Source organism: Bernardetia sp. MNP-M8 (genome assembly GCF_037126285.1).
In the GTDB taxonomy this organism is placed as follows: domain Bacteria; phylum Bacteroidota; class Bacteroidia; order Cytophagales; family Bernardetiaceae; genus Bernardetia.
Window position 1 is genome coordinate 4,279,281 of sequence record NZ_CP147012.1, and the last position, 15,895, is coordinate 4,295,175.

11 protein-coding genes are annotated in these 15,895 nt (G+C 33.8%); 5 read left to right on the plus strand and 6 right to left on the minus strand.

Annotated elements, in window-relative coordinates; translation table 11 throughout:
- The first annotated feature begins 47 nt into the window (after positions 1–47).
- The 5 genes from dusB (at position 48) to V9L04_RS17420 (ending at position 4,091) form a co-directional block, all read left to right on the plus strand.
- Positions 48–1,052 carry a tRNA dihydrouridine synthase DusB gene (gene dusB, locus V9L04_RS17400; protein WP_338791196.1) on the plus strand — a complete coding sequence of 335 codons (1,005 nt, stop codon included), beginning with the start codon at positions 48–50 and terminating at the stop codon, positions 1,050–1,052.
- Positions 1,053–1,107: 55 nt separating this feature from the next.
- A complete protein-coding gene (locus V9L04_RS17405; protein WP_338791197.1) occupies positions 1,108–1,590 on the plus strand; it encodes a gliding motility lipoprotein GldH in 483 nt (160 codons plus the stop codon).
- Positions 1,591–1,666: 76 nt separating this feature from the next.
- Positions 1,667–2,368, plus strand: a complete 702-nt coding sequence (gene hisA, locus V9L04_RS17410) for a 1-(5-phosphoribosyl)-5-[(5-phosphoribosylamino)methylideneamino]imidazole-4-carboxamide isomerase (protein WP_338791198.1) — start codon at positions 1,667–1,669, stop codon at positions 2,366–2,368.
- Between the two features lie 50 nt (positions 2,369–2,418).
- Positions 2,419–3,189, plus strand: coding sequence for an imidazole glycerol phosphate synthase subunit HisF (gene hisF, locus V9L04_RS17415; RefSeq protein ID WP_338791199.1), 771 nt, complete (start codon positions 2,419–2,421; stop codon positions 3,187–3,189).
- Between the two features lie 140 nt (positions 3,190–3,329).
- Entirely contained in the window at positions 3,330–4,091 is a 762-nt protein-coding gene (locus V9L04_RS17420) for a DUF3891 family protein (protein ID WP_338791200.1), read from the plus strand.
- Positions 4,092–4,478: 387 nt separating this feature from the next.
- On the opposite strand, the gene V9L04_RS17425 is transcribed toward V9L04_RS17420, so the two are convergent.
- The 6 genes from V9L04_RS17425 to V9L04_RS17450 all read right to left on the minus strand — a co-directional run bounded on the left by V9L04_RS17425 (position 4,479) and on the right by V9L04_RS17450 (position 15,822).
- Positions 4,479–5,291, minus strand: a complete 813-nt coding sequence (locus V9L04_RS17425; protein WP_338791201.1) for a peroxiredoxin-like family protein — start codon at positions 5,289–5,291, stop codon at positions 4,479–4,481.
- 164 nt (positions 5,292–5,455) lie between these two features.
- Positions 5,456–6,088, minus strand: coding sequence for a DinB family protein (locus V9L04_RS17430; protein WP_338791202.1), 633 nt, complete (start codon positions 6,086–6,088; stop codon positions 5,456–5,458).
- Positions 6,089–6,211: 123 nt separating this feature from the next.
- A complete protein-coding gene (locus V9L04_RS17435; RefSeq protein WP_338791203.1) occupies positions 6,212–7,621 on the minus strand; it encodes an S-layer homology domain-containing protein in 1,410 nt (469 codons plus the stop codon).
- A 159-nt stretch (positions 7,622–7,780) separates the two neighbouring features.
- Positions 7,781–9,316, minus strand: a complete 1,536-nt coding sequence (locus tag V9L04_RS17440) for an S-layer homology domain-containing protein (protein WP_338791204.1) — start codon at positions 9,314–9,316, stop codon at positions 7,781–7,783.
- 105 nt (positions 9,317–9,421) lie between these two features.
- Positions 9,422–12,475: an S-layer homology domain-containing protein gene (locus V9L04_RS17445; RefSeq protein ID WP_338791205.1), complete on the minus strand. Its 3,054-nt coding sequence runs from the start codon at positions 12,473–12,475 to the stop codon at positions 9,422–9,424.
- Positions 12,476–12,612: 137 nt separating this feature from the next.
- The gene (locus tag V9L04_RS17450) at positions 12,613–15,822 is read right to left on the minus strand and encodes an S-layer homology domain-containing protein (protein ID WP_338791206.1); all 3,210 of its coding nucleotides are present in this window, start codon (positions 15,820–15,822) and stop codon (positions 12,613–12,615) included.
- Positions 15,823–15,895 lie beyond the last annotated feature (73 nt).

The following is a 15,895-nucleotide window of genomic DNA, read 5'->3' on the forward strand; positions in this document are numbered from 1 at the left end:
GTTAAAATTAACTTTAAATAAAAAGTAAGAAGATAAGATAAAATAATATGGTAAAGATTGGAAATGTAGAGTTAGGCGACTTCCCTCTTTTGCTTGCACCGATGGAAGATGTAAGTGATCCTCCTTTTCGTGCTGTCTGTAAAGCCTGTGGTGCAGATATGATGTACACCGAATTTATTTCGGTAGAAGGATTAATAAGAGATGCAGATAAGAGTGTAGAGAAATTAGATATTTTTGATTACGAGCGTCCTGTTGGTATTCAAATTTTTGGTGCTGAGCTAGATTCTATGCTTTTGGCTACCGAAATTGTTGAACGAGAAAATCCAGAAGTTTTGGATATAAATTTTGGTTGTCCTGTCAAAAAAGTTGTTTGTAAAGGTGCAGGAGCTGCAATTTTGAAAGATATTCCTAAAATGGAACTCTTATCAAAGGAAATTGTAAATAAAACCAAACTTCCTGTTACGGTAAAAACCCGTTTGGGTTGGGATCACGATTCTATAAAAATTTTAGAAGTTGCAAAGCGTTTGCAAGGGGTTGGTGTTCAGGCACTTTCTATTCATGGACGTACTCGTAAGCAGATGTATACAGGAGAAGCTGACTGGTCGTATATTGCAGAAGTCAAAAATAGTCCTGATATTCATATTCCTATCTTTGGAAATGGCGATATTGATTCTCCTCAAAAAGCATTAGAATACAAAAATCGTTTTGGTGTTGATGGAATTATGATAGGACGTGCAGCCATTGGTTATCCTTGGATTTTTAGAGAAATAAAACATTATTTGGCTACTGGCGAGCTTTTACCACCTCCAACATTAGAAGAGCGTTTGGACATTTGTAGAAAACATTTTATGTTTTCTTTAGAATGGAAAAGAAGTGAAATAACAGCAATTAATGAAATGAAACGTCATTATGCAGCTTATTTTAAAGGATTAAGAGGAATTAAACAATATAGAATGCGACTTGTTCAGTCTAGTAGTTCACAAGAAGTATTTGATATTCTAAACGAAATTGAAACTCAATATGCAGGAATAGAGTTTGTCCACGAATATTAATCAATAAAATTACCAAACAGACAAAATGTCTGTTCTACATTAAACCAAAAATATCATGAAATTTATCAAATCTGTTTTTCCAGTCATTACATTAGCTGTTTTGTTTTTATTTTCTTCTTGTGATGAAAACAATATTTATAGAAATCATGAAGACGTAAATTCGGTAGGTTTTAAGTGGAATATGAGCGATGAGAAAACCTATAAAGTAAATGTAGAAGAAGCAGGAATGTATGATATTTCGATAGAATTACGTCACGGAATAGCCATTCCTTATCAAAACCTTTTACTTACACTTACTTACGAAACGCCAGATGGAAAAGCATCTGAAGAAAAAGTAGATTTTACATTACGTGATGCTGGTGGACGTGCAGTAGGCGAAGGTGTAGGCGAAACATATGATACAAGACAAGTGGTGATGTCTAATTCCGAATTAGAAAAGGGAACATATACTTTCAAAATAAAACACGCAATGCCAAAACAAGATCCTATAAATCCAGTCTTGGAAGTCGGTTTGGTAGTGGATAAAGTAAAGAAATAAATCTGTAGCGTACCTTTTAAGGTGCGAAAATGTAATGTAGCCTTTAGGCTGCGATTTATGATTAGATAAAATAACTATGAATCTTCAACTCATTCCTGCCATTGATTTAATTGATGGTAAATGTGTTCGTCTTACGCATGGCGATTATGACACACAAAAGATATACAATTCAGACCCTTTAGACCAAGCCAAAATCTTTGAAGACAAGGGAATAAAACGTCTTCATATAGTAGATTTGGATGGCGCAAAAGCTGGACAACCAAAACACTTACAAATTCTAGAAAAAATTGCTTCTCAAACTGATTTAGTTATCGATTTTGGTGGAGGAATCCGTCATTCTGATTCTATTAAAAGTATTCTTTCTAGTGGTGCTAAAATGGTAAGTGTAGGAAGTGTAGCTGTAAAAAATCCAGAGATGTTTGAAAGTTGGTTATCTGAATTTGGTGGAAATTCTATTTTATTGGCTGCTGATGTTCGTGGTGAAAAGCTACTTACAGATGCGTGGAAAAAAGAAAGTGAATTTACCATTTTTGAGTTTATTGAAAAATGGAAACAAAAAGGACTTACCCAATTTTTTTGTACTGATATTACCAAAGATGGCGCATTAGAAGGCTTAAATACTGACTTTTATGGAGAATTAAAAACTAAATTTCCAGATCTTACAGTCATAGCTAGTGGAGGAGTAACCAGTCAAGATGATTTAGTTTTGCTTGATAAATTAGGCGTTGATGGTGCAATCGTAGGAAAGGCAATTTATGAAAATAGAATTACTATTTGATTTTATAATTCATTAATAATTTATCATTCACAATTAATAATTCAAAAACTTTGTTATCCAAAAGAATAATTCCCTGTTTAGATATAAAAGATGGTCAGACCGTAAAAGGAGTTCAGTTTGAAGAACTTCGTTTTGCTGGCGACCCTGTTGAGTTAGGCGAAAAATACGCAAAAGAAGGAGCTGACGAACTTGTTTTTTTAGATATTACAGCCACGCATGAAAAGAGAAAAACACTTAAAGAACTAGCTCTCCGAATTGCCAAAAACTTAAATATTCCGTTTACAGTTGGTGGTGGTGTGAGTAGCGTTGAAGATGTTTCTGTTTTGCTAGAAGCTGGTGCAGATAAAGTTACCATAAATTCGGCTGCCGTTCTGAATCCAAACCTCATTGAAGAAACTTCCAAACGTTTTGGTAATCAATGTATTGTCATTGCGATTGATGCTAAAATGAATGTGTCAGGAATAAACAAAGGAAAATGGGAAGTACACACAGGAGGAGGACGAAAAAATTTAGGAATTGACCTTTATGAATGGGCAAAAGAAGCACAAGAACGAGGAGCAGGAGAAATTTTGTTTACCTCAATGAGTCACGACGGAACAAAAAATGGTTTTGCTTGTGATGTCTATTCAAAACTAAGTCAGATTTGTAGCATTCCGATTATTGCAAGTGGAGGAGCAGGAACTACACAGCATTTTGTAGATGTTTTTAATGAAGGAAGAGCGGATGCTGCCCTTGCTGCCAGTATTTTTCACTTTGGAGAAATTCCTGTTCCTGTTTTGAAAAAAGAACTTTTTGAGAAGGGAATTCATGTTAGGATTTAAGAGAAGATTGGAAATTAGGAATTAGGAAAAAGGCTACTTTTATTAAACTTGTTTTAATAAAAGTAGTTATAAATTGAAATTTCATACAATAAAAATGCTATTGTAGTTACTTCTACCTTCCTAATTCTAAATTGGTTTCTATGATTGTCAATACTTCTACTCAAGGTTGGGAAATAATTTTTCAACGAGCGCACGGACTTTTGGCTTCCAAAATTGGTTTTTATTGGCAAAAAAGAGAACGTCCAGAAAGATGGTTAGAAACGCTTACAGCCATTGCCGAACACGACGACGAGCAAATCGGTTGGAAAGGAATGTATCATATCACAGAAGCTGGTGCACCTCAAGATTTTTCTTTATCCAAATTTTCATTAGAACAAGCACAGAGGATTGCAGCCGTTTCTCGTTACAAATCTCAATGGATTGCCTTGATGATTTCGATGCATTTGTCTTATTTATACGAATCTTTAAGAGAAGAAAAAGCTGCAAAAGAAGAAGGACTGACTTTGAAAGAACATAAAAAAACGATTGAATTTTTGAATTTACAGAAAGAAAATCAGAAATTATTTCGAAAAAATTTGAAAGTAAATCAACAAGAAGCTCAAAAAGCCTATAATCTTATTCATTTTTGTGATAGATGTTCGCTTATTTTATGTAGACAGAATATTCCCGAAGACGGACGTAAAGTAGAAGTTTTTGTTTTGCCAAACGGAGAAAAAAGCTATTTACATCAACGAGAAGACAAAACAATTTGTATTACACCGTGGGTTTTTGAAGAATCCGAATTTGAGGTAAAGGTAGAAGTGCATTGTCTTTCTCAATTAAAATTTGAAAATGATAAAGAATTAGCCAATGCGCTTCCGTCTGCTACAATTATAGAAAAAAAATGGTTTTTTAGGAAGTAAAATTAGACCCTAAGGCTAGGCTGTTTAGAATTTCAAAAATTCTTCCTAGAAAAGATGATTATTTTAAATCATTTTATTTTTGTAGAAATTTAGCTGCGTAGCTGCGAAACATTGGTAGAATCGAAAAATATTAAGTTCAAAAAGCTGCGTAGCTGCGTAATATTGTTGTTTGGTATTTGAAAGTTATTAAATTTCAACATTTCGCAGCTACGCAGTTCTAAATACGGAAATTAATTTGATTCTCTACATCCGAAGGTCAGCGAGTCAGCGAAGCTAAACATTACGCAGCTATGCAGCTAAAATACGCTACATTTTTAAAAATCATAATTACAAAACTGCACGAAAAAATAACCAAATTATAAACACCCTACCCTAAGGGTCTGTATTTTATTTCATATCCTTTACTTTCTGCAAAACCTCTCTAGGTTCTGCACGTTTTTTATAATCTGCATCTAAGAAAGCATATACAATTTCATTTTCAGAATTTATAATATAGGTCGCAGCCAAAGGCAATGTATAAGAAGCGTCTCCATTATACTTTTCTAAACCCATATTTTTATAGGCTTCTCTGATAGATTCGTCCAATGGAAAAACAATTCCATAGTCTTTTGCTACTTTATTTCCTACATCACTCAAAACTTCAAATTCTAATGCGTTTTTTTCTTTTGTAGAAAGTGTACTATCTGGAAGTTCGGGCGTAATGGCAATTAACTCAATATTTTCAGCTTTTATTTCTGGTAAAATATCTTGCCAAGCAGCCAAAGTAAGATTACAATATGGACACCAGCCTCCTCTATACCACGTAATGATAGTATAACCATTTTTTGTTTTGTCGGCTAAAGTTATTTTTTTTCCTGTTGCATTTGGAAGTGTAAAATTAGGAGCTTTATCACCTTCTTTTTTAGAGTTGCCTATAATTCCACTTGCAGCTACTTTTTCGATGGCAGCTTCATACGTTTTTACTTTTTCTGGGTCTGCACGCTCTTTGAAAGCAGTTGCTTTATTTTCTAGTTGTTCGGTTAGTGATTGTATTTCTGTTTGGTTAGTTTCATCTACAAGCACTTCTGTTTTTGGTGTTGTTACTTCTACTTGTTCTTCGCTTTGTGCTTTTTTGTTATTGGAACATGAAAAAAAGCCAAAAGTCAGCAATAAAGAAAGAATAAATAAAATTTTTGATAACTTGAATGTTTTGTTAGTCATTTTGAAATGAATTTTCTAAAAAAATATAATTGATTGGTGTATTTCTTTCCCTCTATTTTTCTTGTAAAGATATATAAATCAGAACGTTTGTTCCAATTAGCTATGAAAAATTTGTAATTAAATAACAAATCCTTTTATTGTGAGTGAATAAAAGGATTTGATAACTAGTTTTTTAATTGCGTATTTGATAAAATATTTTTAATTTGAATAAAGTGTCTAATTTCATGGTTTATCACAAAACGAAATGTATCACCCAAATTAAATTTCAGAAGAGGAAGCGTAAGAGAAACCTTTGTTTTGTTCCAATCTACCTGTTGAGCCTTTTCTAAAAGTCGCATAAATTCATTTTGGTCATCGATAAAAGTGTCCAAAACTCGTCTATCTACGCCACTATGAATTGGGTTTTTGTCTTTGAAAGTCTTCATTTTGTTTCCAATTCGCAAAGAATGATTTGCTGTCGGACTTTTATTCTCACTTATCGAAACGATTCCTTTCTGAACAGGAAGCATAGAATTAGCTGAATAATTTCCTAAAAATCCACTTTTGAAAATGTAATCTTGATTTGATGTGAGTTTGTTTTTGTCTATTTTTTCATCAATTCGCTTTTCGATCTCTTCCAAATAAAAAATACTATATCGATTTAGATGTTCGATACATTCTAAGACAGTCCAACTTTCTGTATTCGGACGAAAATTTAATTCATCATTTGATAACTGTTGAAGCTGAACTGTTTTTTGAAGAATTGTTTTGATTTCTTCAATTAGACTCTGATTAAGTTTTGAGGTTTGTATTTTCATAGAGAAAGAATTTTAATAGTTTGATTATTTACTACAAAAATACAAGCCTTTATACTTTAAAACATTGATTGAAATCAAGAATTTGAAATAATCATAATTTTATACTACTTGATACTTATTCTTCTATCTATTAATTCTTTGTCTAAATAAAGCAAGTGTAGTCAAATCTTTGCCAATTCCGATGCGTGGAATAGAGTAATTTGCTGGTGCATTTTTATAACCAAAAAAGTTGACTGCAAACGCTATTTTGAAATAAGTAGGAGCTTGTCTGGTTACTTCTTCACTATATGACCCAAATGGATAAGCTAAATACTCACAAGTTTTATTTAACTGGCTTTCAATAGTAGCTTTTGAGTTAGCTAACTCACTTTGTACTTGTGTAGGAGTCATATTTTCTAAATACCCATGATTTACAGTATGCGATTCTACTTCAAAAAGTGAATTTGCTTCAATACTACGCAACTGATTCCAACTCATTTTTGAGTGTGAACCTCCTGTAGTTCCTACAAAACCTGTATGAACAAAAAAAGCAGCTTTAAAATTATGTTGCTCTAAAATAGGTAGCGCATTGGTGTAGTTTCCAATGTATCCATCATCAAAAGTAAGCAAAACACTTTTTTGAGGAACAACAGCATGATTTGTAACAACTTCATAAAATTCATCTAAAGAAAGCGTACGATAGCCTTGAGACTTGAAGAAATTCATTTGTTCGATAAAATTAGGTGTACTTACATCACTACCATATATAGGATTTGTCAAAACCTCGTGATACATCACTACCAAAGGCATTCTATCATACGTTATCAAATAGGGATTTTTGTAGTCTGTAGCTCTATTTTGTTTCACCAAAGCACGATAAAGAATTACAGAAACTTCTCCACGAGTAGTATTTTCATTTGCTCTGAAATTACGTTTGTTTGGATAGTTAGCGACCAAATTATTGATTGTGGCATTAGCTATGGAAGGTTTCGCCCATGTTGCTAGTTGAGAAGCATCATCGTAATAAGAAGATAAACGAGCTACATCTCCACCTGTCAGATTAAGTCCATTCGAAATTGCTACTAAAGATTGTGTACGAGTAAGATTTGCAGAAGGCATAAATGTTCCATCAGGATAACCAGATAAAAACCCACCACGATATGCCTTTTGAATAGCATTATAAGCCCAATGTGTTGTAGGAACATCAGGAAATTCGATGGCTGTGCGTATAGGTGTAGGATTCAAAACACTTGAAATAAAAGCTGCAAACTCTGCTCTTGTTAGAAAATTATTTGGTTTAAATGTTCCATCAGGATAACCTGAAGCGTAATTATTAGAAATAAGATATTCTATTTCAAACTTTGCCCAATGTCCATTAATATCAGAAACAGAGAATAATTGTTGAGGGGAGTTTAAATTTTTAGAAGAACTTGTTTTTTGATAGGATTTGGCAGAAGTCTCAGTGCAATCATGATGAGAAGCATTCTCCATAATCTCTTGATTTATAATTTGCCCTTCATCTACACAAGCAGAGAGAGAAAATATAAAAAACATCAAACATAATTTGATGCATATTTTACTTGATTTATAATTAAATTTTAACATTTTATTAATTAGGTTTTAAAAAAACAACCTTTTGTATTTATAATCCAGTAGCCAAACTATCAGCAGTGATGGATTTTGTACAAAAGGTTGTAGTATATTATTTATGGCTTAGTTAGTAGAATAAACTCTGTGCATCCAAAGTAAGCCATCAGGAGAGAAAGCTGCACGAATAGCACTTTTCCTATATCTAGTAGCTTTTCCGATTGTTTGACCACGAGTATATCCAGAACTATAAGCTACTTGATCCCATTTTCCATATGGGTCATGAACATAATAATAATCAGCATCATGCCCTAAAAACACTAAAACATGTCCAAAACTTGTAGTATATCCATGAGCAATAACAGGCTTTCCTTGGTCTAATAAAGTCTCCATTTGAGCTAATGTACCATTCTGCTTTCCTTCTACTCGTACATTCAAACCAAAATAAGCCGCTTCAGAATTGAATACAGCTTGTAAACCAGACACAGTTTGCGCTCTATCTTTTCCATATTCTCTAGTTATGTCATCAGGAGTAGTGCTTCCACCATAATAATTAATTACCATGGCAATGGAAGTGTTCTGACAAGAAGTACCGGGATACAACGCATTATTACGTTGATAGAAATAAGGTACATTTTGCATAAAAGGACTAGCTTGACGCACGTCGATAGTTTGATTACGTGCTTTTACCAAAGTAGTACCATTATATCCTTCTACACGAAGAACACGAGCTATACCAGCATTATTGATAGTAGCTGTAAAAGAATAAGAACCATTACTTGGAGTAGTACCTAATGGATATCCATCTATAAAGAATTTGAGTAGGGTAATACCTGTACTTGTACCTGAAAATGTAACAGGACTTCCTGCATCTACAGGACTTGGATAATTCAATGAAAAATCGCCTGTAACAGGTGGTGTGCTAGTAGGATTTACTAAATACTGATTTGTATAAGAAAGGTTTCCATTTGTTCTCTTCATAGCACAATACATCAATGCAGTTGCATCAGCTCGTGTAGCATTTTTGAGTGGAGTAAATAGAGTTTTTGTAGGATAATTCAATACCAATCTATTCGTTAGGGCATTTGCCACACTTTGTTTTGCCCAAGTTGGAATCTCTGCATTATCTGTAAAAAAAGTAGTTAAATTAGTTACATTTCCTCCTGAAACAGCCAAACCATTTGATATAGCAATAACAATTTGAAGTTTACTGATATTTTGATTGGGCATAAATGTTCCATCAGGATAACCAGATAAAAAACCAGCCTTTGCAGCTTGTAAGATATTGTTTTTTGCCCAGTGTGTACTAATATCTGAAAATATAATAGTTGAATTTTCAGGTTTTGGAGTTGGATTAAGACAACCCACAATCATTGTAGCAAATTCAGCACGAGTAATCGTATTATTTGGCTTAAATGTTCCATCAGGAAACCCTGACATATAGCCATTTGAAGTCATATAATTAATTTCTGTTTCTGCCCAATTTCCTGCTACATCAGGCATAATTGCCATTACTTGATCTGATGAGTTTTGGTTGGAGTGTTTTTGCTTGTTGTGATTAATTGAGTTTGTTGCAAGATTTTCTGTCAAAATTTCATCTTGACTACAACCTCCAAATAATAATAAGACAATACCAATAAGAACTAAATTCAGTGTTTTCATGAAAAAGTTTTTGTTTAAATGTAATTGAATAGGGGATTTTTTTTAAGACTTTTACAAAAAATAATAGCACTATTTTTTTGTAAAAGTCTTATTTTTATTAAAAAATTAATTTTTAATAAATCTAACCGTTTGTGTTTGGGCAGTAGAAATAATGCGCAAAATATAAGTTCCTGTCTGAAGATTGAGTTTTGATAAATCAAATTCTTCTTGAAACATTCCTTCTTTGCTATCTTCATTGAATAATAGTGAAATTTCTTCTCCTAAGACATTATACAATCGTATCTCAACAGGAGTAGATTCTTCTAATAAGAATTTCAATTTTAAATTATTACCCTCTAATGGATTTGGATATAAGACTAGACTTTGGAGTGATTTATCTTCTGACTTTGCAGCCACTTTAGAAGCAGGATTTGCAGGCACAACAATATAGGTATTGAATAATTCGGGAGCACGATTTAGATAACGTAACGCTTGATACATTACCACAGTAGCATTTGCTCTTGTACTATTATCATTTGGCTTGTAATAGTTTTTATCTGGATGATTTGCTACAAAACGATTTGCTATTCCATTTGTAACCGAACTAGTAGCCCAAGCAGGCACATCATTTTTATCTGTAAATAGATTTAATAATGTACTTGTTCCTCCTGTTACTCCTAGTCCATTTGAAATAGAAAGTGTTACTTGCATTCTTGTAATAGGGTCATTTGGTCTGAATGTTCCATCTGTATAACCACTCAAATAACCTGCACGAGCTGCTTTCAAAATGTTTGCTTCTGCCCAATGTCCACTAATATCAGTAAAACTACGACTCGCCACAGTAGGGTCACTTGAAATACTTGGGTCAATAATAACAGCTATCATTGTCGCAAATTCGGCACGACTTGTCGTGTTATTTGGACGAAATGTATTATCAGCATATCCTGACATAAATCCATTATCTAACATATAACGAATTTCATTTTCTGCCCAGTTGCCTGTAATATCTGTTATAGCTGGTGTGCCAATAGTAACATTTGCATTGGCTACATTAGAAAAATTACCTGCTGCATCTCTTACAATAGATTTTACTTGTCCAGTTGCAGCTAAATTAGTACGCAAATCTTTTCCATTTGTATTTCCTACAGTTACTGTAACGCCTGTGCTTCTTCCTTTATACACTTTCAAGTCATCAAACTCTACATTTGCTTGATTAGTACGAAGCGAAATATAACTTCCAGAAGTAAGTGGACTAGAATCTGTCCATTCTGTGAGTAAGGCATCATTTCTAAACACTTCAATTTTACCTGTGGTGGTAGAATAAGCTACTTTGTAATCTGCCCAACTTGTACCTACAGTGATAGAAGCACTTGCACGAGTATTGAGTGTATTATTAATAGTTTCATAAATAGTAACAGAACCCCCATCTTCTGAGAACCAAACTAAATAAGAGTTTCCTCTTTCAGAATCAGTTTGAGAAGCCATAATATGAATTCCAAAACGACGGTTTCCAGTTGTACTATTGAGTTTTGCAGCAAAATTATATAAATAACTTTGTCCGTTTGTTTGAGATAAGAATGTAGATAAAGAAGTATTTGTACTTGTGGTATTTGATTGAACCAAACGTCCAGAAGAGTTAGCTGACCAGCTTCCTGTTCCTACAGTATAATCTGAATGAAGCGAACCTGTAGAAAAATTATCATTATAAAAACCATTGCCACGATTAGCACGAGTTTCAGAGGCATAATTTTCTAAGATTTGATAAAAACGACCTGTTACAGATACATTATCAGCATCTGTAAAACTAGCAGAAAAATCACTTGTTGCACTACTTGGTGCTGTAATGCTTGTTGTTGGATCTACTGTGTCTGATGGTGTGCCTGTTCCTGCTGTATATTTATAGCCTTGACGAGGTTGTCCTACATCTGAAAAAGTTCCTATGGTAGAAGAATTTCCCCCTGCTGCACGCCATTCGAAGTGTAAGTGATCTCCTGAAGATTGTCCTGTTGTTCCTTCTAATCCTAATATAGTTCCTTGCTGTACACTCTGCCCTGAACTAGTTAAAACTTGTTTCATGTGAGCGTAATACGTACGAGTTCCGTCAGAATGCTGAACAATTACTAAATTTCCATACCCACAACCACAATCTCCTGCTGAAGTTACAGTTCCTGCTGCTGCTGCACGCAAATTTTGGTCTGCATTATCAGGTGTATCAAAATCAACGGCTGCATATCCATGTTGTCCAATTCCATCATAAATAGAAGTTCTTGAGCCTGTAGGATTATGAAAACCACTCGGTGCAGGAGTTCCATGGCGAGAAACATAATAAGCTCTTCCTGAATCCCACGGTAAGAAATAATCAATAGTAGAAGAAACTCGGTGTTCATCCTTTGTTTCATTTGGGGAAATTTTATGAACTTTTATGTCATTATTTTCCTTTTCTTTAACCCAACCCGCTAACTGTAAAGGTGTTTTATCCTTTTTGTAGGTAGATTTTTCTTTTGCTCCTTCAATATTATACACCATAATCTCATCAGCATAGCCATGTAATAAATCTCTTTTGGCTTCATTACTATTGAGATATAAAAAATAATTTCGGTCAGGAGAAAGCATCGGAGTAGTAAAATAATCTTTCGAAATAGATAATTTACTCATCTGCTTTGTTTTTAAATCATATTTCCAAATTCCTTCATGGTCAAAATCTGTATCAAATTTTAGCATTTCTAAATAAAATGCAGATTTATCAGCACTCCAAGCTATTGGTTTGAAAGAATAATTTTCTTTAGGAGTAGTTTTTTGATTCAGCAAAAGCGTTTTTTGATGAGTATCTGCATCGTAGAACCAAAGTGAAAATTCTGTTCCTATTTGAGTACGTTCCATATAAATCCACGTATTAGAATAAGGAGATTTTAGTCCTTGAAAAAACACCCAATCTTTTGGAATAGAAAGCTCTGCCGAAATATCCTTTGGAAAAAGAGCAATTTTATCAATTTTGACAAAATCATCTTGTTCGTATCTAAGATTTTCGCCTATATTTTTAGTACTATGTTTTTTAAGATTTGTATTCATCAAATCATTTCCATTATAGAAAGCAATTTGAGCATCTTGTGCAAGAACATTTCCTGCTAGGGTTATTCCAAAACCTAAAATAAGGTTTTGAAAAATTTTTGAAAGTTTCATATTTTTTTAATTTTATTATTTAAAAGGGAATAAAGAAGTCAATGAATCATTTTTTCAGATTAAATCTTTTTTAAACTGATTCATTGACTTCTTCTATTTTTGTGAAATTGGGTAGCTTAAAAGTATTCTACTACATTTTATAGTTTTACTAAACGCAATGTTTGAGTTCCTTCTTTAGAAGAAATTTTGATAATATACGTTCCTGCTTTTAAGCGAAGAGTAGAAAGTTCGAACTCTTCTTTGTGAGTTCCTGCTTCTTTATTTCCTTGATATAAAATAGAAATTTCTTCTCCTAAAATGCTGTATAAACGAATGCTTACATCAGACGCTTCTTTCAAAGAATAAGCTAGATTTAAGCGAGAGTTTTCTATTGGATTTGGAAATAAAGACATCTCTGCTAAGATATTTTCATCTAATTCATTTGTAGTGGCAGCCACTTTAGAAGCAGGATTTGCAGGCACAACAATATAGGTATTGAATAATTCTGACGCACGACTCAAGTAACGCAACGCCTGATACATCACTACAGTAGCATTTGCTCTAGTGCTGTTTTCATTTGGTTTGTAGTAATTTTTATCAGGATGATTTGCTACAAAACGATTTGCTATTCCATTTGTAACCGAAGTAGTAGCCCACGAAGGAACATCATTTTTATCTGTAAATAAGTTAAGCATAGTGCTTGTTCCTCCACTTACGCCCAATCCATTTGAAATAGAAAGTGTTACTTGCATTCTTGTAATAGGGTCATTTGGTCTAAATGTGCCATCCGTATAACCACTCAAATACCCAGCACGAGCTGCTTTCAAAATGTTTGCTTCTGCCCAATGTCCACTAATATCAGTAAAACTACGACTCGCCACAGCAGGGTCACTTGAAATACTTGGGTCAATAATAACAGCTATCATTGTCGCAAATTCGGCACGACTTGTCGTGTTATTTGGACGAAATGTATTATCAGCATATCCTGACATAAATCCATTATCTAACATATAACGAATTTCATTTTCTGCCCAGTTGCCTGTAATATCTGTTATAGCTGGTGTGCCAATAGTAATATTTGCATTAGCTACGCTAGAAAAGTTTCCTGCTGCATCTCTTACAATAGATTTTACTTGTCCTGTTGAAGCTAGATTAGTACGCAAATCTTTTCCATTTGTATTTCCTACAGTTACTGTAACACCTGTGCTTCTTCCTTTATACACTTTCAAGTCATCAAATTCTACATTGGCTTGATTGGTACGAAGCGAGATATAACTTCCTGAAGTCAAAGGACTTGAATCTGTCCATTGCGTCAATAAAGCATCATTTCTAAACACTTCAATTTTACCTGTGGTGGTAGAATAAGCCACTTTGTAATCTGCCCAACTTGTACCTGTAGTAATAGAAGCACTTGCTCTTGTATTCAAGACATTATTTACTGTTTCAAGAATACTGACTGTTCCACCATCTGCCGAAAACCAAATTAAGTAAGAGTTTCCTCTTTCAGAATCAGTTTGTGAAGCCATAATATGAATTCCAAAACGACGGTTTCCAGTTGTACTGTTGAGTTTTGCAGCAAAATTATACAAATAACTTTGTCCATTCGTTTGAGATAAAAATGTAGATAAAGAAGTATTTGTACTTGTGGTATTTGATTGAACCAAACGTCCAGAAGAGTTAGCTGACCAGCTTCCTGTTCCTACAGTATAATCTGAATGAAGCGAACCAGTAGAAAAGTTATCATTATAAAAACCATTGCCACGATTAGCACGAGTTTCAGAAGCATAGTTTTCTAATACTTGATAGAAACGACCTGTTACACCCACATTATCAGCATCTGTAAAAGTAGCAGAAAAATCACTTGTTGAATTGCTTGGAGCTGTAATGCTTGTTGTTGGATCTACAGTATCACTAGGTGTACTACTACCACTTCTTTCTATTCCCCCAGGATTGTAATAGTGGTCAAGAATCCAGCCATAAGTTTTGTTTTGCTGACTTGCCCAGCGTTGAGAACCCCATTGTGAAAGACCTCTTCCGTGTCCGAACGATGCGTTACCAGCGTTAATAGCATCAGAAATACAAGGCCAACCTTGATACGTATTTACTGAACAAGAAACACCATTAAAACCTGTACCTCCTGTACCTGCAAAACCATCTCCACACCCAGAGTTATTATTTTCTGCTGAATATTCTGTAAAAGCAATTTTGGTATTATCACACTCACGAACAAGCACTTCACCTGCTGTAAATTGTGCTGCTGCACGACAACGTGTAGTAGTTCCTGATACCCATACTTGACGACAAGTCGTGCTACTAATATCGTAATTTGATCTAATTGGATTCAAAACGTGGTTTGCTCCATAACTGCGATAAGCCACAGCTCCAGAACGTAATGAATTATCGCTCCAGCTTGGAATCCATTCATTATCAATACCTTGCTCAACATACGACTCCAAACCCATAACTGTAACACTTGAACAAGAATTACATGAACAATTCAAGCCTACACGAATACTTGAGGGAACTACAAGTGCTTCTACTCTTGAAACTTCCTCTGTCGTGGCAGGATTAGATTTGTGATTGTGGTTGTCGTTAAGACGAATGTTGTTACTTGCGTTATCTTCTTCTCTTGTTTTGTCGAAAAAACCGTGAGAAAATGTCTCAGTTTCAGTTGTGGTTGTACTACTTTGTTTCATTTCCGAAGTTGCAGCAGTCATAGCAATTTTGAGTAAATAATCTTCACCCAACACCCTGAAATCTTTGAGTAAGTGAGTTGTAAATCCTTCTTTAGAAAAAGAAATTTGAATTTTTTGATGATTATTTAATAATCCTTCTATTGTTTGAATAGCCTCAACATCAAAAGGAATAGAAAACTCATAAAAACCATTTTTATCTGTATAAGCAGTCGCATTTAAAGTTGTTACTTTTACATTTGAAACAGGAAAACCAGTTTCTTTATCACTTACAAACCCTGAAATAACTGAAGTTTTCTCTTGTTTTCTTAAATTTTGGAGAGAAAAATTTGTTTTAGGTAAAATTGGATCTAACTGAATTTCCATTTCCAAACCTTCTTCTACAGAAGCTAATTGATAATAGGTCTCAATAGGACTATATCCTTCTGCACTAACTCTAATTACTTGTTTTTGAGTGTTTTTTTGAATAAATACTTTTCCTTTTTGATTAGAAGGAATTGAATTTTTAGAAGAAGATAAAATTTCTATTGTGGCATTTGGAATGCTAAAACCTGTTTGTTGGTCAGTTACTCGTATTTCTACGAAATTTTTTTTCGTATTTTGAGCAAATACTTGAGTAAATGATGAATAAGAAAATGCACACAGCATTCCCATTAATATAATTAATCGGTTCATTGTAATTGTATTTTTGATGGAAAGAAAAGAACGCAAAAAATAAAATACGTTCTTTTGTAAAAATCGATAAAGA

What these genes read in the sequence shown, in the direction of transcription:
- V9L04_RS17430 (WP_338791202.1), bottom strand. Translation starts at nt 6,088, where the DNA reads ATGAAAATACAAACCTCAAAACTTAATCAGAGTCTAATTGAAGAAATC.
- V9L04_RS17425 (WP_338791201.1), bottom strand. Translation starts at nt 5,291, where the DNA reads ATGACTAACAAAACATTCAAGTTATCAAAAATTTTATTTATTCTTTCT.
- V9L04_RS17440 (WP_338791204.1), bottom strand. Translation starts at nt 9,316, where the DNA reads ATGAAAACACTGAATTTAGTTCTTATTGGTATTGTCTTATTATTATTT.
- V9L04_RS17435 (WP_338791203.1), bottom strand. Translation starts at nt 7,621, where the DNA reads ATGTTTTTTATATTTTCTCTCTCTGCTTGTGTAGATGAAGGGCAAATT.
- V9L04_RS17445 (WP_338791205.1), bottom strand. Translation starts at nt 12,475, where the DNA reads ATGAAACTTTCAAAAATTTTTCAAAACCTTATTTTAGGTTTTGGAATA.
- hisA (WP_338791198.1), top strand. Translation starts at nt 1,667, where the DNA reads ATGAATCTTCAACTCATTCCTGCCATTGATTTAATTGATGGTAAATGT.
- dusB (WP_338791196.1), top strand. Translation starts at nt 48, where the DNA reads ATGGTAAAGATTGGAAATGTAGAGTTAGGCGACTTCCCTCTTTTGCTT.
- V9L04_RS17405 (WP_338791197.1), top strand. Translation starts at nt 1,108, where the DNA reads ATGAAATTTATCAAATCTGTTTTTCCAGTCATTACATTAGCTGTTTTG.
- V9L04_RS17450 (WP_338791206.1), bottom strand. Translation starts at nt 15,822, where the DNA reads ATGAACCGATTAATTATATTAATGGGAATGCTGTGTGCATTTTCTTAT.
- V9L04_RS17420 (WP_338791200.1), top strand. Translation starts at nt 3,330, where the DNA reads ATGATTGTCAATACTTCTACTCAAGGTTGGGAAATAATTTTTCAACGA.